Source organism: Erythrobacter sp. CCH5-A1, from assembly GCF_001557115.1.
Classification (GTDB): Bacteria; Pseudomonadota; Alphaproteobacteria; order Sphingomonadales; family Sphingomonadaceae; genus Erythrobacter.
This window is the reverse complement of the sequence record NZ_LSKQ01000231.1, coordinates 62,306-83,231: the sequence shown is the minus strand read 5'-3', so window position 1 is coordinate 83,231 and position 20,926 is coordinate 62,306. Positions and strand designations below refer to the sequence as shown.

The window sequence follows — 20,926 nt, the reverse complement described above, 5'->3', positions numbered from 1 at the left end:
GCCCTTCGCGCTCAGATCTCGAAGTTGACCATCTTGGCCATGATGAACACGCCAAGACCCATCCACACGCCCGCGCCGAGCCCGGCGACGATCAGACGATCGTCGGTGAAGAAGGGGTACATGTAGTTCGGGTTGATGTAGAAGATGGCGCCGAAGACGAGGAAGGGCAGCGAGCCGACGATATAGGCCGAGGCCTTGGATTCGGAGCTCATCGCCCTGATCTTGAGCTTCATCTGCGCGCGCTTGCGCAGCACGTCGGCAAGGTTCGAGAGCGTCTCGGCAAGGTTGCCCCCGGTCTCGCGCTGGATTGCCAGGGTGATGGTGAAGAAGTTGAATTCCGCAATCCCGAGCTTGTCGGCAGTGTCCTGGAGCGCGTCCTCCATGGTCTTGCCGACCTTGATGCGGTCGATCACCGACTTGAACTCGTAGCCGACAGGGCCGGGCACTTCGCTCGACACGATGCCCAGCGTCTCGGTCACCGGGAGGCCGGAGCGCAGGCCGCGCACGAGCAGCTCGATGCCGTCGGGAAACTTGTTGATGAACTGGTTGGTGCGGCGGCCGATGAGGAAGCCGACCACCAGGTGGGGCAGGCCCGCCCCGACGAACAGCCCCGCGCCGAGCGACATCACCGGCGCCCTGCTCAGCGCGAAGACCAGGGCCGCGATGCCCAGCGCCAGACCCGCCGAGACGTAGATGTAACTGTTGACGGTCCAGCTCTTGCCGGTGCGGTTGAGGCGCACCTGCAGCGCTTCCAGCCGCGAGCCGGAGCCTGCGACCTTGTATGTCTTGGGCTTGCGCGCGGCGACGGCGCGCTTGAACTGCGCGTCGACCTTGGCATCGAGGCTTTCGGAGTGACGATAGCGCACGGCCTGCATCCGGCGCTTCTGCGCCTTGGACGCACCCGACCCTGCGATCACCGCATAGCCGGCAACGAGCACGGCGAAGATCACCAGCGTGATGAGCAGGGTTTGGAAGAAGTCCATGCTGTCGTTTCCTGCCTCGCTCCGCCGCAAGGCGGCGGGTTCTTGTCCTCATGTCACTGTGCCGCCCGCCCGGTGGCGGGGGGCGCACCGACCGCCCCCGCGCGGGGGCGGTCGGCGATCAGTCCGCCTTGGTCAGATCGACCTTGGGCTTCTTGGCGAGCATCGCCTTCAGATCGAAATTGCCGAGCAGCGACTTCTTGTCTGTCGCCGGCGGCGCCATGTCTTCCGCGCTCACGCCCATCACGCGCTCGGCGATCTGGCGGATTGCCGCGGTCGCCTTGCTCGAGCGGTTGGCATCGACGAACACCTGGCCGAGCTTGGCCGCGTTCGAGGCCGCCTTGATGTCGTAGGGGATCACGAAATCGACCTTGCGCTCGATCGAGGCCTCGAAATCGGCCTTGCTGATCTCCGACAGGCTCGGCTGGACCTTGTTGGCCACGATCATCGGATGCGCGTGGCTGGCGTTCGACTTGAGCCACGAGAGAATGCGGATCGTGTCGCGCGCCGAGGCGAGGGTGAGCTCGCAGGTCAGCACCACCAAATTCACGTCAGCGAGGAGCTGCGGGAAGTTGATCAGCATGTTGCGCGGCAGGTCGATGACCGTCATCTCGAACGCCTGGCGGAACTCGTTCTCCAGCTGCACGAAGGCCGAACCATCGGTCATCAGCGGCTGGTTGATGGGCGCTTCGGCCGACAGGATCGACAGGTTGTCGCCGGCGCGCACCATGGCGCGTTCGATGAACAGGGGGTCGATGCGGCTCGGGTTCTCGATCGCGTCGGTGAGGCCGCGGCCGGGCTCGAGATCGAGCGCGAGCGCGCCGGTGCCGAAGTGGACGTCGAGATCGAGCAGCGCGGTCGGGGCCTTGTGGGCTTCGGAGAACAGCCACGCGAGCGAGGTCGCCAGCGTCGAGGCGCCCACACCCCCGCGGGTGCCGACGATGGCGGTCGAGATGTGGCGCTTGGCCGCATCGGCATCGCCCGCCTTGGGGCTCATGAATACCGCCAGCGCCTGGTTCAGGGCATCATGCACCTGCTGGGGCGAGAGCGGCTTCAGGAGGTAGTCGTGGATCCCGCTCGCGAGCAGATCGCGGTAGAGGCGCACGTCGTTGACCTGGCCGATGGCGATCACCACCGTGCCCGGCTCGCACACTTCGGCCAGCGCGTTGATGTCGTTGAGCGGATCGCCGCTTTCCGACAGGTCGACCACGAGGATCGCCGGCGAGGCGCTGACCGAAAGGGACTGCACCGCGTTGCGCAGGCCGCCCTTGTTGCACTTCTCCGGCTGCCAGCCGAGCTCGATCACCACCGGACGCAGCACGTCCAGCGCGTTGTCGTCGCAGATATAGGCCGAAAAGGGATCGCGGTTGCCGGGCAGGCCCGATTTCCAGGGAGCATTCATGGCTTAGTTACCTCCTCCGCCCGAGCCCGAGCCGCCGGCCTGCTGCAGGCCGCCCTTGCCGGTCGGATCCATTTCACGATAGGTCGAGATTGCCTTGTTCGAGGTCGCGATCACGGTCTCGCCGTCGCCCTTCTTGCCTTCGAGCAGGTCTTGCGGATCGGCGACCATCGCGGCGAGGTTGCTGTTGATTGCGCAACCGAAATTGGGGCTGGTACCGTTGGAGTAGTTCATGTCCGACTTGGCCGACCAGTCGGGGCAGCCCGGAACGCTGGCGCTCGAACGCGTGATCACCACGCGCGCCTGACCCGGCTGCACATAGCCCGGGGTCACCGGGGCAGTGTCGCTGATCATCAGGCCATAGCGCGCGGCAAGGTCGCGCACCGCGGCGGTCACGGCCGGGTTCTGGCTCGGGTTCTCGATCGCGATGCGGTCGCCGTAGCGCAGGTCCATGGTCTCGAACCAGCCGTTGAGGCGCTGCTGTTCGGAGATCGGCAGGCCCGAGGCCGTGGTGTTGACATCGAGCACCATGTTGGTGCGTTCGACCACCGGTTGCTTGACGCTGTAGAGCGAGGTGTTCTCGGGCATCCCGCCGCAGCCGGCAAGGCCAAGCCCCAGCGCGAGCGCGAGTGCGAGCTTGAGCTTCGGGGCGGGCACGCGGGCCGGCCGGTTCGATCGTGCATTCGGCATGTGTGGCACCTTTCTCGCGTTAGAGGCTGAAACCGGGGGTGGCGGCAGGAGTATCGGCCTTGGCGGCACGCTCCGGACGGCGGCTCTTCTTGTCCGCGCGGCGGGGCTTTTCCTCGCCGGTGGGAACGATCGCGGCCGGATCGGCAGCGCTCACCTTGGGAGCAGGCGCGTCAGGCTGCGCCGCGCTCGGCAGGGGCCGCGTCTCGCCCGAGACTCCCGCGTTTTCCTTGTAGCCAAGCAGCTGCTGGAACTCGTTGGCGGTATGGAAGCCGTCGGTCGGCAGCTTGATGTCCTTGGCGTCGACCGGCTTCACCAGATATGGGGTGACGATGATCACCAGCTCGCTCTCGCCCTTGCGGAACTGGCGGCTGCGGAACAGGTTGCCGAGGATCGGCACGTCACCCACGCCCGGCGCCTTGTCGAGCGTGTTCTGCGCGTTGGCGCTCATCAGGCCGGCAATCATGAAGCTCTGGCCAGAGCCCAGCTCGACCGTCGTTTCGGTGCGGCGGGTGGTCAGGGCAGGGACCTGGAAGCCGTTCAGCGTGACCGAGCCCTGCGCCGAGAGTTCCGAGACTTCCGGACGCACGCGCATCGAGATGCGGCCGTTCGACAGCACGGTCGGGGTATAGGCGAGGCTGACGCCGAACTGGCGGAACTCGATCGACACCTGGCCGAGGCCCTGCGAGATCGGCACCGGGAACTCGCCGCCCGCAAGGAAAGTCGCGGTTTCGCCCGAGAGCGCGGTGAGGTTGGGTTCGGTGATGGTCGAGACGAGGCCGAGACGCTCAGACAGGTCGAGCGCGCCGAGCATGTCCATCCCGAACAGGCGGCCAAGGCCCGTCAGGGTCGTGCCGTTGTTGCTGTTGACCGCAGTGCCGAGGATTTCCTGGGTGATCGGCGTGCCGTCATCGTTGAACAGCGGCAGGCCGTTGGCCCCGAAGACCGGCACGGTGATGGTCGGGTTGAGGATGTTGTTGCCCGCCGCGAAGGGACCGCCAAGGCCGTATTCGCCGGTGACGATCGAACGCCCGCCGGTGCCCACGCCGAAGCGGAAGCCGCCGGTGGTGTCGAAGGTCTGGAGGTTGCCGCCGATGCTGCGCAGCAGCGAGCGGTTGACCTCGGCGATCTTGACCTGAAGGTTGACCTGCAGCGGGGTCGCGGTGCGCAGGCGGCTGATGACGTTGGTCTTTTCGCCCAGGAAGGCCTGCACCAGGCGCTCGGCCTCGGCAGCATCCTCGGGCGCGCCTACGGTGCCGGTCAGCAGCACCGTGCCGACGCCCATCGTCGACACGCTCACCTTGGCATCGGGCATCGCCATCGCGAGCATCTGGTCGATGCTGCCGATGTTCGAGCCGACCCGGATGTTGGCCGAGAAGATCACGTCGCCGCGTTCGTTGCTGGCGTAGATCGTGGTCTCGCCGCCCGACTTGCCGAAGACATAGAGCTGGCGCTGGGACTTGATCTGGACATCGGCGACTTCGTCATTGGCGACGAACACGTCGGCCATCGCACCGGGAACCGTGACCAGTTCGCCCTTGCCGATCGACAGGACGATTTCCTGCGAGGGCCGGACGACCTGCTGGGCGACCGCGGTGGCGGCGGGCATCGCCGTCATCGGCGCCGCGGCCATCGCGGCCACCAGCAGCTTGAGCTTGAACTTGCGTGTCATGGGTTGACCCCCCTCGGGTTTGATCGACATGTGCCCGGTCCTCAGAATGCGATGGTCGCGCCGGCGCTGGGCAGAACCTGCCCGGCACGCTTCACGCCGCTGGATTGGCTGGAGATGACCGCGCCCGTGCCGGAGCCGACGCTTTCCTCGGTGGTTTCCTTGCCGCGGGTGACGCGCACGCTGGGACCGCGATAGACGGGGGCCGGGGCGCTGGCGTCGCTGCTCGCAGGGGTGGAGCGGCGCGGTGCGGGCTGCGGCGCATAGGACGGCGCGGCCTGCTGCCCCCCCGACCCGCCCTTGGGCGGCATCGTCGAGCGCTGGAAGCGCGACACATCGCCGCCGGTCACGAAGGTCGTGCCCTTGTCGATCGGGCTCTTCATCGCGGCCTTGAGGATGCGCTCTTCCTGCTCGGGCGTGGCGCCCGCCGGGATCTTGACGTCGCCTGCGGCCACGGCCTTTTCGAGTTCCGACTGGCTGTCGGAGATCGAGCGCAGCGCAAGGCTGAGCGTGCCGATGGTCTGGGCGACCGCAATCTTCTCGGCGATCTTGGGCGTCACTTCGAGCGTGACGGTGCGGAATTCGGTGACCTGGGTCTTGCCGTTCTCGTCGACGGTCTTCTCGACCGTCTGGTCGGTCGCCAGCACGCGCAGGTTGCGCAGCACGGTTTCGGCCGCCTTGAGCGGCGCGGTGCCGTTGTCGCCATCGACCTGCTGGGTCAGCACGAGATCGACGCGGTCACCGGCGAAGACGAAGCCAGCAACACCGGTGGTGGCCGACACCGGCACGGTGACGGCGCGCATGCCCGGGCCAAGCGCTGCGGCGAGGAAGCCGCGGTCGCCCGGCGAAACCAGCGCGCCCTGGGTGACCGGCTCGCCCGCAGTGATCGGGAAGCGGACCACGGTGCCGAGGAGCTTGTTCATGTCGGCCTCGCCGTCGATGAAATAGGCGTCCTGCACCAGTTCCTTGGGCCAGGGTTGAAAGCCGAGTGCATCGGCGGTGATGATGGTGCCCGCGGTCAGGGCCCGCTTGGCGACGAGGACGCGTGGGCCCGTCGGAACCGCAGCGGCCTCGGCTTCGGGAGCGGCGCTTCCGGCGAACATGCTGCGCGCGGCAAATGCCGTTCCGATCGCGATGATCAGCGCACCGAGCAGCAGAACCAGTTTCTTCCTATCCATGGCTCAAATAGCCCCCTCGTAATGGCCCGTGGGTTGGTTGGCGGGCAGGTATGGTTGCAGTGCGTAAGGCTTGACTGGTTAAAATCGGGTTATGCGCTGAACGCAGCCGTCGCATCGGCGGGAAGATAGTTGAGCACGAGCACCCAGAGCGCTCCGAAAGCGATCGCCACGCCATAGGGCAGCTCGCCCGGTGTCTTGGGCTTGAACACGACCCGGCGGACCACGAAGCCGACCGCCAGCGCGCCGCCGAACAGCGACATGATCATCAGCATCTGGACGTAGTGGAACGGGGTCAGCCACAGCGCGAGCGCGGAAAGCAGCTTGATGTCGCCGCCCCCCAGGATCCTCACCCCCGTGGCATATCCGATATAGGCGATGCCGATCAGGATCGCGGTGATGATGACGAAGGACAGCAGCTGCCAGCCCAGATCGGGCCACAGGGACATGCCGGTCGACCACCAGAACACCGGCGCACCCAGCGCGATGGCAAGGTTCAGCCAATTGTCGATCTGGCGGCGGCGGATGTCGGTGAACGAGGCCACCAGCAGCGCGATTGCCAAGCCGATCAGCAGACCGTAGGAAATGGTATTCATCTTGCGTCGTCCCCCGGAGCATGGCCGTGCGCCGTGCGCAGACCGTCCTTCAATGGGACACTTGCTACAGGTTATGACTTACCAAATAGTAACCACGATTTCCGGTTTGCGGGCCCGCAGGGGAGCCGGCGGAGCGTGAGCGCGGCCGTTCTCGATTCCCCGATCGATCGCCGGGCGATTCCCGCCGCCGCGTGCGAGAGCACCTGGACCGCCGCCGATGGCCATGCCATCCGCCGGATCGACTGGCCGGGCGCGGGCGAACGCCGGCGCGGTTCGATCCTGTTCCTCCCCGGGCGGGGGGATTTCTACGAGAAATATCTCGAAACGCTCGAGGAATGGCACCGCGCCGGGTGGCGGGTGACCGCCTCGGACTGGCGCGGGCAGGCCGGATCGGGCCGGCTCGGCAAGGACGATGTCACGGGGCATGTCGAGGATTTCTCGGTGTGGATCGACGATCTTGCCCTGCTGTGGGAACGCTGGACCGCCGAGACGCCCGGGCCGCACGTGCTCGCGGCGCATTCGATGGGCGGGCATCTCGTGCTGCGCGCGCTGATCGCGCGGCGCGTCGCGCCGGATGCGGTGGTGCTTAGCGCGCCGATGACGGGCGTCAACGGCCCGCCGCTGCCGCTCGCCATCCTCCACCGCGTCGCGCAGGCGATGTGCGCGGTCGGCGATCCGACGCGGCAGGCTTGGAAATGGAGCGAAAAGCCGGGCGAGAAACCTTCCAAGCGCGCCAACCTCCTCACCCACGATCCCGATCGCTATTCCGACGAGATGTGGTGGCGCACGGCGCGGCCCGAGCTGGTGATGGGCCCGGCCAGCTGGCGCTGGGTCGAGCGGGCCTATGCCTCGTGGATGATGCTGGAAGCGTCGGGCGCGCTGGAGCGAATCGATGTGCCGGTGCTGATCGTTTCGACCTCGTCCGACAAGCTGGTGAGCCACCCCGCCAACCTGCGCGCCGCCGCGCGCCTGCCGAAGGGCGAACTGCTCGCGCTCGGCGAGGAGGCGCATCACGAGGTGCTGCGCGAGACCGCACCCGTGCGCGCGGCGATCATGGCGAAGATCGCCGACTTCCTGGACCGGGTGGCTCCGCAACAATGATCCACGATATCGCCGTGATCGGCGCCGGCATGGCGGGCGCGAGCATCGCTGCCGAGCTGGCCCCTCACGCCCGCGTGCTGCTGCTCGAGGCCGAAGACGCGCCGGGCTACCATGCCACCGGGCGCTCGGCGGCATTCTGGGAGGAATGCTACGGCGGCCCCGGCGTGGTGCCGCTGACCCGCGCCTCGGGCGCCTATCTTGGCGATCACGGCTTCCTGACGCCGCGCGGCGCGCTCTACATCGGGCGCGCCGAGGATGCGGCGGCGATGGCGGAGTTCCGCGCAAGCTATGAAGGCACGGGAGTGCGGATCGAGCGCCTCGCGCCTGCATCGCTGGGCGCAATGATCCCGCAGATCCGGCCCGAATGGAGCGAGGCGCTGCACCAGCCGGCCTGCGCCGATATCGATGTGGCGGGGCTACACCAGCATTACCTCGCCATTGCGCGGCGGAACTGCGCCGAGGTCGTCACCCGCGCACGGGTGGCGGGGCTGGCGCGCGAGGGCGGGGCCTGGACGATCACCAGTGCGCGCGGCGAGACATGGCGCGCGAGGACGATCGTCAACGCCGCCGGCGCCTGGGCGGACGAGATCGCGGTCGTCGCAGGGGCCGCGCCAATCGGTATCGCCCCCTTCCGCCGCACGGTCGCCGTGCTGCGCGTCGATCCCCCCGCACCGGCCGACCTGCCGCTGGTGCTCGACATCAATGGCGGCTTTTATTTCAAGCCCGACGCGGGCCGACTCTGGCTCTCGCCCCATGACGAGATCCCCTCCGAGCCCTGCGACGCCGCGCCCGAGGAGCTCGACGTCGCCATCGCCATCGACCGCTTCCAGAGCGTGACCGACTGGCGGATCGCCGCGGTCGAGCGCCGCTGGGCGGGCCTCAGGAGCTTCGCGCCCGACCGGATGCCGGTCTACGGCTTCGATCCGCAGGCCGAGGGCTTCTTCTGGTTCGCAGGGCAGGGCGGCTTCGGCATCCAGACCGCGCCCGCCGCCGCGCGATTGGGCGCACAGCTGCTTCTGGACCTGGCCGCCGATGCCATGACGGCAGGGATCGATGCGACCGCCTACAGCCCGGCGCGCTTTGCCGCCGCGCTACAATCGGCCTAGGCAAGCGGCGGCCCATCTGGCATTTCCCTAATGTGGATTAACCACCTCAGGAGGGAAAACGATGGCTCACAAGTTCGAGATCTACAAGGATAACGCCGGCGAATTCCGGGTGCGCTTCAAGTACAATTCGGAAGTGATGTTCTCGACCCAGGGCTATTCGAGCAAGGCGAGCGCGCAGAACGCGATCGATTCGATCAAGAAGAACGGCCCCGACGCCGAAGTCGAAGACAACAGCTGAGATTTTCCCTCGTCATTGCGAGGAGCCGAAGGCGACGAAGCAATCCAGGGCCTGAGCGATCTGCCTTGGCGCGAGCTTGATCCATGGATTGCTTCGCTTCGCTCGCAATGACGAAAACAGGGCTTAGTGCCCGGACGCCGACCCCGGCTCCGCCTGCCGCACCGCTTCCTCGCTCGCCAGCGCGTCGGCGCGTTCGTTTCCGGGGTGGCCCGCGTGGCCCTTCACCCATTGCCATGAGACCTTGTGAGGCCGCGCCGCCGCGATTAGCTCGCGCCATAGGTCCTCGTTGGCGACGGGCTTCTTGGCCGCATTGACCCAGCCGCGCTTCTGCCAGCCGAAGATCCATTGCGTCATCCCGTCGATGACATAGCGGCTGTCAGTGTGGACCGTGACCGCGCAGGGCTCCTTCAAGGCTGTGAGGCCGCGCAGCACCGCGGTCATCTCCATGCGGTTGTTGGTCGTGTCGGGCTCGCCGCCGACCAGTTCCTTCTCGTGGCCGCCGCTGCGCAGGATCGCGGCCCAGCCGCCGGGGCCCGGATTGCCCTTGCACGCGCCGTCGGTGAAGATGTCGACCTGTTTCATCGGCTGCGCTTTGGCGCGCGCGGCCTCAGCCTGCAAGCAGGCCCGCGCCGTGCTCGTGGTAAAACTGCCAGCGGCGCGCGAACTGCATCGGGTCCTTGCGGGTGACGAGCGCGTCGTCGGGCGTATCGAGCCAGTCCTCCGCGCGGCTGGCGACGAACCTGAGGCACGCGCCCTTCGCAACCTCGGCGAACAGCGCCCGCTCTGCCGGATCGAGGCGCCGGACCGATTGGTAACCCTCCACCAGCGCCGCCCCGCAATCCGCGCGATAAGCGTTCGCCCCGTCGAAGCACCAGGCCGCGTGGGTCACCGCAAGATCGAGCACCATGGGCCCCGTGCAGGCGAAGTAGAAATCGATGAGGCCGGTCACCCGGTCGCCCAGCATCAGCACATTGTCGGGGAACAGGTCGACATGGGTCTGCGATTGCGGGAGCGCGGCAAGATCGAGCGCTGCGGCGGCACGGGCGTGGTCGAGCATCGCGGGCAGGCCTGCGTCGATTGTCGCCAGCGCCTCCGCGCCGCATGCCTCGAGGATCGCCGCGCTCGCGGGGAAATCCATCGCATTGGCGCGGATGCCGGGAAAGTCCTGCGCAGCCAGATGGAGGTTCGCCAGCACCGCCCCGATGGCGCGCGCCTGCGCGGGCGTGGGGCGGGTGGGGGAGACCCCGGGCAGGAACTCGATCAGCGCCGCCGCCTTGCCCTCGACCATGCGCCACGAGGCGCCGGCGCGGTCGTGCATGGTGCGCGGCACCGGACAGCCCTTGCTCGCCAGATGATCGAGCAGGCCGAGGAAATAGGGGAGGTCCGCATAGTCGATCCGCCGCTCGTAAAGCGTCAGGATGAAGCGCGTACCCGAGTCCCCGGAGCCTGTCGTCTCGACCAGCCAGTTGGAGTTGGAGACGCCCTCGGCGATGCCCTTGGCCGAGACCAGCTCGCCCACGTCGTACTCGCCGATCAGCTGGGCGAGTTCCTCCGCGCCCAAATGCGTGTAGACCGCCATGCGCCTCTTCCGCGCCAGGCCTATTCGGTCAGCTGGCGGGGCAGCTTGAAGACCATTTTCTCGACCGTGGCGGTGATTTCCTGCTCGCGGATCGTGCGGTGCTCGGCCAGCGCGGCGACCACTTCGCGCACCAGCACCTCGGGCGCGGAGGCCCCGGCGGTCAGGCCGAGCGTTTCTACGCCCTCGAGCCAGGCAAAGTCGATTTCCGAGGCGCGCTGGATCAGCTTGGCGGGGGTGCCAAGCCGTTCCGACACCTCGACCAGCCGCAGCGAGTTCGAGGAATTGGGCGCGCCGATCACCAGCACCAGATCGCAGTCATGCGCCAGCTCCTTGACCGCCGCCTGGCGGTTGGAGGTGGCGTAGCAGATGTCCTCCGCCCGCGGCCCCGAGATGTTGGGATAGCGCCACTCCAGAGCCTGGATCACCTCGCGCGTGTCGTCGACCGACAACGTCGTCTGGGTGAGGTAGGCGAGCTCCTCGTCGGAATCGAAGGGCAGCTTGTCCACGTCCTCGATGGTCTCGACCAGCGTCATCTGCCCGGGCTCGACCTGGCCCATGGTGCCGATCACCTCGGGGTGGCCTTCGTGGCCGATGAAGATGATGTGGCGGCCCTTTTCGATCTGGCGTTCGGCCTGGCGGTGGATCTTGCTGACCAGCGGGCAGGTGGCATCGACATAGAGCAGCTGGCGGCGCTTGGCCTCGGCCGGGATCGCCTTGGGCACGCCGTGGGCGCTGAACACCACGGGCGCATCGTCGGGCACCTCGTCCAGTTCCTTGACGAAGATCGCGCCCTTGGCCTTCAGCCCTTCAACAACGTATTTGTTGTGAACGATCTCGTGGCGCACATAGACCGGCGCGCCATAGCGTTCGAGCGCCTTCTCGACGATCTCGATCGCCCGGTCGACCCCGGCGCAGAACCCGCGCGGGGCAGCGATCAACAGGTTGAGCAGCGGGCGCTCCGCCGTGTCGGCCGGAGTTTCGGAGGCGGAAGCGGGAAAGGGCGCGTTCATGTCGCCCCCTCTAGCGCAAGCGCCGCGTCATCGCTAGGGCGCTCGGGATCGTTTAATTCGAGGACGGCTTTGATGAAGCTTCGCGCGCACGCCCCCCATGTCCGTTTCGGGCTTGCCCTGTCTGCCGTGGCGGCGCTGTCCGCCTGCTCGAACGAGGGCGAGCTGGTGATCGACCAGGGCGTCGGCATCGCCAGCGTGCTGACGCTGTGCCCCTCGGTCGGGATCCCGGACTACACCGGCGACGTCACCACCTTCCGCGACCCCGCCGACACCACCGTCGCCAGCCTCGATGTGAGCGCGGCGATGACCAATCTGCGCGCCACCTGCAACGACACCGCGGACAAGATCTATTCCGAGGCGACCTTCACCGTAAACGCCCGCCGCAGCGACACCCGCGGCGCGCGCACCGTGGAACTGCCCTATTTCGTCACCGTGGTGCGCGGCGGCAGCGCTGTGGTCTCCAAGCGCATCGGCACCGTCACGCTCGCCTTCGCCGACGGGCAGGAGCGCGCGAGCGCGACCGCCAAGGCGGGCGGCTTCGTCAACCGCGCCGACGCCGCCCTGCCCGAGGACATCCGCGAGAAAATCACCAAGCGACGACGCGCGGGCGACCAGGAAGCGGCGCTCGATCCGCTCGCCGACCCCGAGGTCAAGGCGGCGATCGCGCGCACCCGCTTCGAGATGCTGGTGGGCTTCCAGCTGACCGAGGCGCAGCTGAAGTATAACGTGACGAGGTAGGTTTGCGCGGCGCCTCCGCGCCCGCGTCCTCGGTGCTGTTCCCTTCGCTTCGCTTCGGGGCACCTGCGGCTCGCGCGCGTGCGCTCACGACGCCTTCGGCGTCGATCATAGCCACCTGCTGCTGCGCTCGCCCTATATCGTCTTACCGGGCTTGACCCGGGACCCCGCTTCCTTCTTTGCACGCGCGAACCTCCGCGCCATCGCTACGAGAAACCGATGACCGAACCGAAAACCCTCTACGCCGCCCATGCGGCCCTGATCGAACAAGTGCTGACCGAACTGGTCGGCGAAGGCCTGCTGCCCGCGGGCACCTCCTTCGCCAACGTCACATTGGAGCCGCCGCGCGATGCCTCGCATGGCGATCTTGCGACCAATGCCGCGATGGTGCTGGCCAAGCCCGCGGGCCTCAACCCGCGCGCGCTGGCCGAGGCCATCACGGCGAGGCTCGCGGCGCACCCCGGCATCACCAGCGCGGAGATCGCCGGCCCCGGCTTCATCAACCTGCGCCTTGCCCCGGCCGCATGGCTGAGCGAACTCGCTGCCATCGCCAAGCTCGGCGCCGATTACGGCCGCTCGGGCATGGGCGAGGGCCGGGTGGTCAATGTCGAATATGTCTCGGCCAACCCCACCGGCCCGATGCACATGGGCCACTGCCGCGGCGCGGTGGTGGGCGACGCGCTTGCGGGCCTGCTCGAATTCGCCGGGCACCGGGTGACCAAAGAGTATTACGTCAACGATGCGGGCGCGCAGGTCGATGTCCTCGCCCGCTCGGTGCACATGCGGTATCGCGAGGTGTTGGGGGAAGAAATCACTATCCCCGAGGGGCTCTATCCCGGTGAATACCTGAAGCCGGTCGGCGAGGCGCTCGCCGCCGAGTTCGGCGACAGCTACGCCGCCGCGCCCGAGGCCGAGTGGCTCATCCTGTTCCGCACCCGCGCAGTCGCGGCGATGATGGACATGATCCGCGCGGACCTCGCCACGCTCGGCATCAAGCACGACCTGTTTTCCTCCGAGGCCGAATTGCAGGCCTCGGGCAAGGTCGATGCGGCCGAGCAATGGCTGCGCGACCACGATCTCGTCTATGACGGCGTGCTCGAAGCCCCCAAGGGCAAGGCCCCGCCCGAGGACTGGGAGCCGGTCCAGCTGCCGCTGTTCCGCTCGACCAGGTTCGGGGACGATCAGGATCGCCCGATCAAGAAGTCGAACGGCGCGTGGACTTACTTTGGCGCGGACCTCGCCTACCACTTCCAGAAGGCGCAGAGCGCCGACGCGCTGGTCGATATCTGGGGCGCGGACCATGCGGGCACCGTCAAGCGGATCAAGGCGGCGGTGGCAGCGCTGACCAGCGCCGATGGCGCAGCGCCCAAGCCGTTCGAGGTCAAGCTCGTCCAGATGGTGCAGCTGATGAAGGGCGGCCAGCCGTTCAAGATGTCGAAGCGCGCGGGCAATTTCGTCACTCTTGCCGACGTGGTCGACATGGTCGGCAAGGACGTGGTGCGCTTCACCATGCTCACCCGCAAGCCCGACGCGCAAATGGATTTCGACTTCGACAAGGTGGTCGAGGCATCCAAGGACAACCCGGTCTTCTACGTCCAGTACGCCCACGCGCGCATCCGCTCGACGCTGAGGAAGGCCGCAGACTTGGGGATCACGCCCTCGGATGCTGCGCTCGACAAGCTCGGGGCCGAGGAACTGGCGCTGGTGGCGCGCGCGGCACAATTCCCGCGCGAGATCGAGGCCGCTGCCCGGGCGCGCGAGCCGCACCGGATCGCCTTCTATCTCTACGATCTCGCCGCCGATCTCCATTCCTACTGGAATCTGGGTAACGACCGCCCCGAAAAGCGCTTCATCGTGGAACACGACGCTCAGCTGACCGCGGCAAGGCTTTTCCTTGCCGGGGCAATCGGGCAAGTGATCCGCAACGGTCTCGGCGTCCTCGGCGTCGAGGCGGTCGAGAGTATGTAATCAGGCCTTGTGGGGGCGAGACGCTGCCGTGATGATCGATGCCGAATATGAAGATCTGAACGAGGTCGACGGCGAGCTCGGGCTTTCCGACACCGACAGCCTGCCGTGGCTCGAATCCGATGAGGAGGAAGAAGGCGCAGGCGGGATCGACACCAGCCAGATCGTGCTGTTTGCCTTGGGCCTGCTGGCGCTGCTCGGCGTGGTGGTGGCGGGCGTGTGGTACGTCACCAACCGCGCAGCCAGCGGCGAGGTGGTCGCCGATGGCAGCGTGATTCCGGCGCCCGAAGGCCCGATAAAGCAGCGCCCCGACGATCCGGGCGGCAAGACCTTTGACGGCACCGGCAATGTCGCACCCGTGGTGGGCGAGGGCGGATCGCGCCCCGGCGTGGTCGCCGGAACGCCAATGCCGCCGCAGGCGGGCGGGCCGATGGCGGGCCAGCCTGCCGGGCAACCCTCGCCTGCGCCGACAAAGCCCGTGCCTGCTGCCACTCCCGCTGCCGGGCAGGCCCCGCAAACGGGCGGCGTCGGGGTTCAGCTCGCCGCCTACGGCACCCGCGCCCGCGCCGAACAGGGCTGGAGCGACGCCCAGCGCCGCACCGACGCCTTGAAGGGCATCAAGTACCGCGTGGTCGAAGGCAAGGTCGATATCGGCACGGTCTACCGCCTCCAGGCCGTGGTCGGCACCCGTGCCGAGGCCGACCGCCTGTGCGGTGCGCTCAAGGCCGACGGGGTCGATTGCCAGGTCAAGTAAACCGGCTTCAAGTAGTTGGGGATTGGCGGGGGCTATCCCCCGCCATGCGCCGGTGCCACCCTTGATAGCCCCCGCGCACGGTGCGACGTTACACGGATGATTCCGGCGATTTTCGGCCTCTCGGGCCCCGTCCTCACCGAAGACGAGCGCGCCTTCTTCCGCGATTGCGATCCGGCGGGCTACATCCTGTTCGGCCGCAATATCGTTGACCCGGAGCAGCTGCGCGCGCTGACCGATGACCTCAGGAGCATCCACGGGCGCGAGCGGCTGCTGGTCTCGATCGATCAGGAAGGGGGCCGCGTCGCCCGGCTGCGCCCGCCGCATTGGGCGGGCTATCCGGCAGGCGCGGCATTCGAAAAGCTGTATGACATCGCCCCCGCGAGCGCGATCGAGGCGGCGCGGGCCAACGCGACCGCGATGGGGCTCGAATTGTCGGCCATGGGCATCACCGTCGATTACCACCCCCCGCTCGATCTGCGAGTCCCCGGCGCGCACGACGTTATCGGCGACCGCGCCTTCGGCAGCGATCCGATGCAGGTCGCGGCACTTGGCCGTGCGGTGCTCGAAGGGTTGGCAGCGGGTGGCGTTGCGGGCTGCATCAAGCACATGCCGGGCCACGGGCGCACCGATGTCGACACCCACAAGGCGCTTCCCACGGTCACCGCGAGCGCCGAGGAACTGGAGGACGACCTCGCCCCGTTCCGCGCCTTGAGCCACGCGCTCATCGGCATGACCGGGCATCTCGTCTTCACTGCCTGGGACCCCGAGAACCCCGCAACCCTGTCCGAAACCGTGATCCGCGACGTGATCCGCGGCGCCATCGGCTTCGACGGGCTGCTGCTCACCGACGATATCGATATGGAGGCATTGGGCGGCACGATCCCCGAACGCGCCGCCCGCGCCCAAGCGGCGGGGTGCGATCTCGTGCTGAATTGCTGGGCGAAGAGGGCCGACATGGAGGGCATCTGCGACGTGCTCCCCGCCATGTCCGAGGCCACCGCCGCGCGGCTCGACCGGGCGCTGGCGGGCACGCGGGTGGCCGATGCTATCGCCCCCGAGACCGCCGAACTCCTCGCCAAGCGCGACGCCCTGCTGGCGCTCACCGCATGAACGCGCCCGACCAGCCCTTCATGCTTGCGCCCGAGGCCGGACGGCAGGACGCCGACGCGCTCTATCTCGAGCTCGACGGTTGGGAGGGCCCGCTCGACCTGCTGCTCGATCTCGCGCGGCGGCAGAAGGTCGACCTCAGGCAGATTTCGATCCTCGCGCTGGTCGATCAGTATCTGGGCTACATCGAGCGCGCCGGAGCGCTGAAGCTGGAGCTGGCGGCCGATTACCTCGTGATGGCGGCCTGGCTCGCCTACCTCAAGTCGGCGATGCTGCTGCCCAAGGTTGAGCAGGAGGACCCGAGCCCCGAAGAACTGGCGCTGCGCCTCCAGATCCGCCTGCAACGTCTCGGCGCGATGCGTGAGGCGGCGGGGCGCCTCATGGGCCGCGACCGGATCGGGCGCGACGTGTTCCTGAGAGGCAGCCCGGAGGGCCTGCGCACCGATCGCAAGACGGTGTGGCGCTCCGACCTGTTCAGCGTCATCCAGGCCTACGGGCAGGTCAAGGCGCGCACCGCGCCGCGGATCTATCATGTGGCGAACCGTCCGGTGATGACGCTCGATTCCGCGCTCGAACGGGTGTCCTCGATGCTCGGCGTGACGCTGGAATGGATGGAGATCCGCGACTTCCTCCCGCCCCACGCCTCGCCCGCGCTTCGGCGCTCGGCGCTGGCTTCGAGCTTCGTTGCCGCGCTCGAGCTGACCAAGCGCGGTCGGGCGGAGATCGAACAGGACGGCGCCTTCGCCCCCTTGCGCATCCGCCGCCTGCGCGAGGCTGCGGCATGAGCGAGGAGCGCCAGGACGAGCCCGGCACCCTCGAGCGCGCGGTGGAAGCCACGCTCTTCGCCGCCGAGACGCCGATGGGGGTCGAGGCGCTCGCCGGGCACCTTGGCGGGCTGGAACCGCGCGAGGTGCGCGAGGCGCTGGGCCTGCTCGAAGCCCGTTACCGCACCCGCGGTGTCCACCTTGTCGAGCGCGGGGGGCGCTGGCATTTCGAGACCGCGCCGGACCTCGCGCACCTGCTGCGCCGCGAGAAGGAGCAGGTCCGCCGCCTCAGCCGCGCGGCGACCGAGGTGCTCGCGATCATCGCCTATCACGAACCGGTCAGCCGCGCCGAGATCGAATCGATCCGCGGCGTGCAGACCAGCGCGGGGACATTGGACGTGCTGATGGAGGCGGGCTGGGTGAAGCCCGCCGGCCGCCGCGAGGTTCCGGGCCGACCGGTGATCTACGCCACCACCCCCGATTTCCTCGACCACTTCGGCCTCGCCAGCCGCCGTGATCTCCCTGGCATCGACGAATTGCGCGCCGCCGGCCTGCTCGATCCGGTCGACGAGGCGCTGGAGAACGCGATGAACTTCGAGCCCGACGAGGAGCCCGACGCGCCGCAAGCCGAGGATGACGACGAGAATCTGGCGGACTGACTCGCAATTCGCTGCGAAGCGGACTAAATGCACCACTATCGAACGCCGGGCCGCGTCCCGGCCTTGCGGCACCCGTTTTGGCCAGGCCGCGGTTCAGGAGTTGAGACAATGGGTTTTGGTTCGCTTTGGCACTGGATCATCGTTCTCTTGATCGTGCTGGTCCTGTTCGGGCGCGGCCGCATTTCGGAAATGATGGGCGATTTCGGCAGGGGCATCTCGAGCTTCAAGAAGGGCCTCAACGAGACCGAGGAAACCGCCAAGTCCGTGCGGATCGAGCCGCCCGCCGCACCGGTCGAAGCCCCCGCTGCTGCCCCGGCCGAAAAGACCGACAGCACCGGCGCCTGAGCGTTTCGCCCCTGATCTCCTGACGACAGCCGAGGCGCCCCTTTCATGTTCGATGTCGGCGCCGGAGAGCTGCTGGTCATCCTGATCGTCGCGGTGATCGTGATCGGTCCCAAGGACATGCCGCTGGCGATGCGCACTGCCGGTCGCTGGATCGGCAAGATGCGCCGCATCTCCGCCCATTTCCGCTCCGGCATCGACGCCATGGTACGCGAGGCCGAGCTGGAGGAAATGGAAAAGAAGTGGAAGGCGCAGAACGAGGAGATCATGCGCCGTTCCGCCGCGCTGACCGAGGCGGAAGCCGGCGCCCCGGTGATGACCGGCCCGCCGCCGGTCGATAACCCGCCGGAGCATCGGATCGTCGAGGACCCCCCGGCCGCTCCTGCGCCGCAGCCTTCGCTGTTCGACAAGGCCCCGGCACCGATCGCGACCGTGACGGTCGGCGGCCCTGCCCCCGATGCCGCGCCCGAAACGCCGCCTCCGCCGATGCTGCCCGCAAAGCCGCACACGGGGGACGAGAATGTTTAGCATTCAGGATCTCGACGAGACCCGCGCCCCGCTGCTCGACCACCTGATCGAACTGCGCACCCGCGTGGTGCGCGCGCTGCTGGCGCTGGCGGTGGGGTTTGCGGTGTGCCTCTATTTCGCCGACGAGATCCTCGGCATTCTGGTCTGGCCGCTCAAGCAGGCCTTTCCCGACGGCAAGGGCCAGCTGATCTTCACCAAACTGCCCGAAGTGTTCTTTGTCGAGCTGAAGGTCGCGCTGTTTGCGGGCTTCATGGTGAGCTTCCCGGTGATCGCCAACCAGCTGTGGGCCTTTGTCGCGCCGGGGCTCTACGCGCGCGAGAAAAAGGCCTTCCTGCCCTTCCTCTTCGCCACCCCCGTGCTGTTCGGCGCGGGCGCATCGCTCGCCTATTTCATCGTCATGCCGACCGCCTTCAAGTTCTTCCTCGGGTTCGGGGGCGAGGCGGGGGGGCTCGAGGTGCAGGCCCTGCCGAGCGCGGGCGAGTATCTCAACCTCGTCATGCAGTTCATCCTCGGCTTCGGTGTGACGTTCCTGCTGCCGGTGCTGCTGCTGCTGCTCCACCGCGCCGGGATCGTCACCCGCGACCAGATGGTGGCGGCGCGGCGCTATGTGATCGTCGGCATCTTCATCATCGCCGCGATCGTGACCCCGCCCGATCCGGGCTCGCAGATCATTCTCGCGGTGCCGCTGCTGCTGCTGTTCGAGGCTTCGCTGGTGCTTATGCGCTTGCAGGAAAAGGCGGTCGCCGAAGACAAGGCTGCGCGCGAGGCGGAGCAGGCGGCAGAAGCGGCTGCGGCGGAGTAATTACTCCGCCTCTTTGACCTTCACCCCGCCGATCCACACCTGCAGCACCTTGGTTGCGCGCAGCGCCTCCGGCGAGGCGAACAGCGGGTCACGGTCGACGAACAGGAAGTCGGCGCGCTCGCCCGGGATCAGGCGGCCGAAGCGGCCTTCGGCGAACCCGGCAAAGGCGGCGTCCGCGGTAAAGCCCGCAAGCGCCTGTTCGCGCGTCACGGTCTCCTGCGGGAACCACCCGCCGAAGGGCTCACCCTTGGCATCGGTGCGGCTGATCGCGGCGGCCATGCCGGCCCAGGGATCGGCGGGCTCGACCGGCGCGTCCGATCCGAAGGCGAGCCTGCCGCCCACCGTCAGCACGGAGCGCCACGGATAGGCCCCTGCCAGCCGCTCCGGCCCCAGCCGCGCCTCGGCCATCAGCCGGTCGGAGGTCTGGTGAAGCGGCTGCATCGAAGCGATCACCCCGTGCCGTCCCATCCGCGCAAGATCGGCGGAATCGATGATCTGCGCATGCTCGATCCGCCAGCGCCGGTCACCCTTGTAGCTTTCCGAAAGCTCCTCGATCGCGCCCAGCACCTCGGCATTGGCAGCATCGCCGATAGCGTGGATCGCTGTCTGGAAATTGTCCATCGCGGCAAGGCTCATCAGGTTCCTGAGCTGCGAGGGCGTAAGGAACGGCAGCCCCTTGGCGCCCGGATCGTCGTGATAGGGCGCCTTGAGGCTCGCCCCGCGCGATCCCAGCGCACCGTCGAGATAGAGCTTGATCCCGCCCATCCTGAGGCGGTCGTCATAAAGCCACACCGTCGGCTCCGGCCCGGCGACGGTGGAAAGCGTCGCGTGGCTATCGGCATAGGACATGATGCGGATCGCCAGCCGCCCGCTGTCGCCCGCGCGGCGATAGGCGTTCCAGTCGGCAAGGCTGGTGCCCATGTCGGCGACCGCGGTGACACCATAGCCGAGCAGCACCTCCTGCGCCTTGGCGAGCGCGAGGTCGCGGTCTTCGGGGCGCGGGGCGGGGACGTCCTTCTCCACCAGCAGCGCGGCCTTGTCGACGAAGACGCCGGCCGGATTGCCTTTGGCATCGCGGATGATCTTGCCGCCCGAGGGGTCCGCGGTCTTGGCGGTGACGCCTGCGGTCTGGATCGCGAGGGTGTTGCCCCAGGCGGCGTGGCCATCGACCCGCTCCAGCCAGACGGGACGGTCGGCCACCACCGCGTCAAGCTCGGCGGCGGTCGGGAAACGGCCGAGGCCCCACTTCTCCTGGTTCCAGCCGCGCCCGATGATCCACGGGCGGCCGGGGTTCTCCTCGGCAAAGGCCTTGATCTTGGCGAGCGCGCCTTCGAGCGAGGTGGTGTCCGACAGATCCAGCGTCAGCGCGCCGAAGCCGATCCCCATGACGTGGACATGGGCATCGATCATGCCCGGCAGCATCACCCGCCCCTCGCCATCGACGCGGTAATCGGTCTGCGGGCGCTTGTCGGCGCGATCCAGCACCGCGGTGATCGTGCCGTTCTCGTCAAACACCAGCGCGCTGAAGCGCTTGACCTTGCCGGTCTCGTCGATCGTCACCCCGTCGACATTGTCGACCAGCGTATCGGCGAGCGCCGGGGCGGCGAGCGCGAGGGCGGAGACGGCGGCAAGCGCGGCAGAAGCGAAGCGGAGCATGGCGATCCTTGGGCAGAAATGCGGGTCAGGCCGGTGCCTATCGCCTTCGCGCGCGCTTGCCAACTTTCACCCCC

The 20,926-nt window shown here is 67.9% G+C and carries 22 protein-coding genes; 12 read left to right on the top strand and 10 right to left on the bottom strand.

Annotation, left to right across the window (positions count from 1 at the left end):
- Positions 1-11: 11 nt before the first annotated feature.
- From AX708_RS14255 to AX708_RS14230, 6 genes are all read right to left on the bottom strand, one after another.
- Positions 12-983, bottom strand: coding sequence for a type II secretion system F family protein (locus AX708_RS14255; protein WP_066525939.1), 972 nt, complete (start codon positions 981-983; stop codon positions 12-14).
- 118 nt (positions 984-1,101) lie between these two features.
- Positions 1,102-2,382 carry a pilus assembly protein CpaE gene (locus tag AX708_RS14250; RefSeq protein ID WP_066525941.1) on the bottom strand — a complete coding sequence of 427 codons (1,281 nt, stop codon included), beginning with the start codon at positions 2,380-2,382 and terminating at the stop codon, positions 1,102-1,104.
- Positions 2,383-2,385: 3 nt separating this feature from the next.
- Positions 2,386-3,069, bottom strand: a complete 684-nt coding sequence (locus AX708_RS14245) for a CpaD family pilus assembly protein (RefSeq protein ID WP_066525944.1) — start codon at positions 3,067-3,069, stop codon at positions 2,386-2,388.
- A gap of 19 nt (positions 3,070-3,088) precedes the next feature.
- Positions 3,089-4,738 carry a type II and III secretion system protein family protein gene (locus AX708_RS14240; protein WP_082745418.1) on the bottom strand — a complete coding sequence of 550 codons (1,650 nt, stop codon included), beginning with the start codon at positions 4,736-4,738 and terminating at the stop codon, positions 3,089-3,091.
- Positions 4,739-4,779: 41 nt separating this feature from the next.
- Positions 4,780-5,913 (bottom strand): Flp pilus assembly protein CpaB, encoded by a 1,134-nt coding sequence (gene cpaB, locus AX708_RS14235; protein WP_066525954.1) that lies wholly within the window; start codon positions 5,911-5,913, stop codon positions 4,780-4,782.
- An 89-nt stretch (positions 5,914-6,002) separates the two neighbouring features.
- Positions 6,003-6,506, bottom strand: a complete 504-nt coding sequence (locus AX708_RS14230; RefSeq protein ID WP_066525955.1) for a prepilin peptidase — start codon at positions 6,504-6,506, stop codon at positions 6,003-6,005.
- Between the two features lie 135 nt (positions 6,507-6,641).
- On the opposite strand from AX708_RS14230, the gene AX708_RS14225 reads away from it, so the two are divergent.
- From AX708_RS14225 to AX708_RS20035, 3 genes are all read left to right on the top strand, one after another.
- Positions 6,642-7,607: an alpha/beta fold hydrolase gene (locus tag AX708_RS14225; RefSeq protein ID WP_066525957.1), complete on the top strand. Its 966-nt coding sequence runs from the start codon at positions 6,642-6,644 to the stop codon at positions 7,605-7,607.
- On the top strand, positions 7,604-8,713 hold the full coding sequence (locus AX708_RS14220) for an FAD-binding oxidoreductase (protein ID WP_066525959.1): 1,110 nt from the start codon (positions 7,604-7,606) through the stop codon (positions 8,711-8,713). The genes AX708_RS14225 and AX708_RS14220 overlap by 4 nt, the downstream gene beginning before the upstream one ends.
- A 61-nt stretch (positions 8,714-8,774) precedes the next feature.
- Complete coding sequence (locus AX708_RS20035; protein WP_081095341.1) at positions 8,775-8,951, top strand: YegP family protein; 177 nt, start codon at positions 8,775-8,777, stop codon at positions 8,949-8,951.
- A 123-nt stretch (positions 8,952-9,074) separates the two neighbouring features.
- Here AX708_RS20035 and rnhA read toward each other — a convergent pair whose 3' ends face one another.
- Genes rnhA through ispH form a run of 3 tightly spaced genes read right to left on the bottom strand, consistent with a single transcriptional unit; the run spans position 9,075 to position 11,540 of the window.
- The gene (gene rnhA / locus AX708_RS14215) at positions 9,075-9,533 is read right to left on the bottom strand and encodes a ribonuclease HI (protein ID WP_066525962.1); all 459 of its coding nucleotides are present in this window, start codon (positions 9,531-9,533) and stop codon (positions 9,075-9,077) included.
- A gap of 25 nt (positions 9,534-9,558) precedes the next feature.
- A complete protein-coding gene (locus tag AX708_RS14210) occupies positions 9,559-10,530 on the bottom strand; it encodes a homoserine kinase (protein ID WP_066525965.1) in 972 nt (323 codons plus the stop codon).
- A gap of 20 nt (positions 10,531-10,550) precedes the next feature.
- Complete coding sequence (gene ispH, locus AX708_RS14205) at positions 10,551-11,540, bottom strand: 4-hydroxy-3-methylbut-2-enyl diphosphate reductase (protein ID WP_066525966.1); 990 nt, start codon at positions 11,538-11,540, stop codon at positions 10,551-10,553.
- A gap of 72 nt (positions 11,541-11,612) precedes the next feature.
- Between ispH and AX708_RS14200 the strand changes: the two genes are divergently transcribed.
- From AX708_RS14200 to tatC, 9 genes are all read left to right on the top strand, one after another.
- Complete coding sequence (locus AX708_RS14200; RefSeq protein ID WP_066525977.1) at positions 11,613-12,278, top strand: hypothetical protein; 666 nt, start codon at positions 11,613-11,615, stop codon at positions 12,276-12,278.
- A gap of 216 nt (positions 12,279-12,494) precedes the next feature.
- Positions 12,495-14,243, top strand: coding sequence for an arginine--tRNA ligase (argS, locus tag AX708_RS14195; RefSeq protein WP_066525979.1), 1,749 nt, complete (start codon positions 12,495-12,497; stop codon positions 14,241-14,243).
- 31 nt (positions 14,244-14,274) lie between these two features.
- On the top strand, positions 14,275-14,994 hold the full coding sequence (locus tag AX708_RS14190) for an SPOR domain-containing protein (protein ID WP_066525984.1): 720 nt from the start codon (positions 14,275-14,277) through the stop codon (positions 14,992-14,994).
- Between the two features lie 96 nt (positions 14,995-15,090).
- A complete protein-coding gene (gene nagZ, locus AX708_RS14185; protein WP_066525987.1) occupies positions 15,091-16,104 on the top strand; it encodes a beta-N-acetylhexosaminidase in 1,014 nt (337 codons plus the stop codon).
- Entirely contained in the window at positions 16,101-16,886 is a 786-nt protein-coding gene (locus AX708_RS14180) for a ScpA family protein (protein WP_066525990.1), read from the top strand. Before nagZ ends, AX708_RS14180 begins: the two co-directional genes overlap by 4 nt.
- Positions 16,883-17,524, top strand: coding sequence for an SMC-Scp complex subunit ScpB (gene scpB / locus AX708_RS14175; protein WP_066525993.1), 642 nt, complete (start codon positions 16,883-16,885; stop codon positions 17,522-17,524). The genes AX708_RS14180 and scpB overlap by 4 nt, the downstream gene beginning before the upstream one ends.
- A 108-nt stretch (positions 17,525-17,632) precedes the next feature.
- Entirely contained in the window at positions 17,633-17,869 is a 237-nt protein-coding gene (locus AX708_RS14170; protein WP_066525996.1) for a twin-arginine translocase TatA/TatE family subunit, read from the top strand.
- A 45-nt stretch (positions 17,870-17,914) separates the two neighbouring features.
- Entirely contained in the window at positions 17,915-18,394 is a 480-nt protein-coding gene (gene tatB / locus AX708_RS20030; protein ID WP_082745419.1) for a Sec-independent protein translocase protein TatB, read from the top strand.
- Positions 18,387-19,196: a twin-arginine translocase subunit TatC gene (tatC, locus tag AX708_RS14160; RefSeq protein WP_066525998.1), complete on the top strand. Its 810-nt coding sequence runs from the start codon at positions 18,387-18,389 to the stop codon at positions 19,194-19,196. Before tatB ends, tatC begins: the two co-directional genes overlap by 8 nt.
- Here the strand turns inward: tatC and AX708_RS14155 are convergent, their stop codons facing one another.
- Entirely contained in the window at positions 19,197-20,852 is a 1,656-nt protein-coding gene (locus AX708_RS14155) for an amidohydrolase (protein WP_066526001.1), read from the bottom strand.
- Positions 20,853-20,926: the final 74 nt, after the last annotated feature.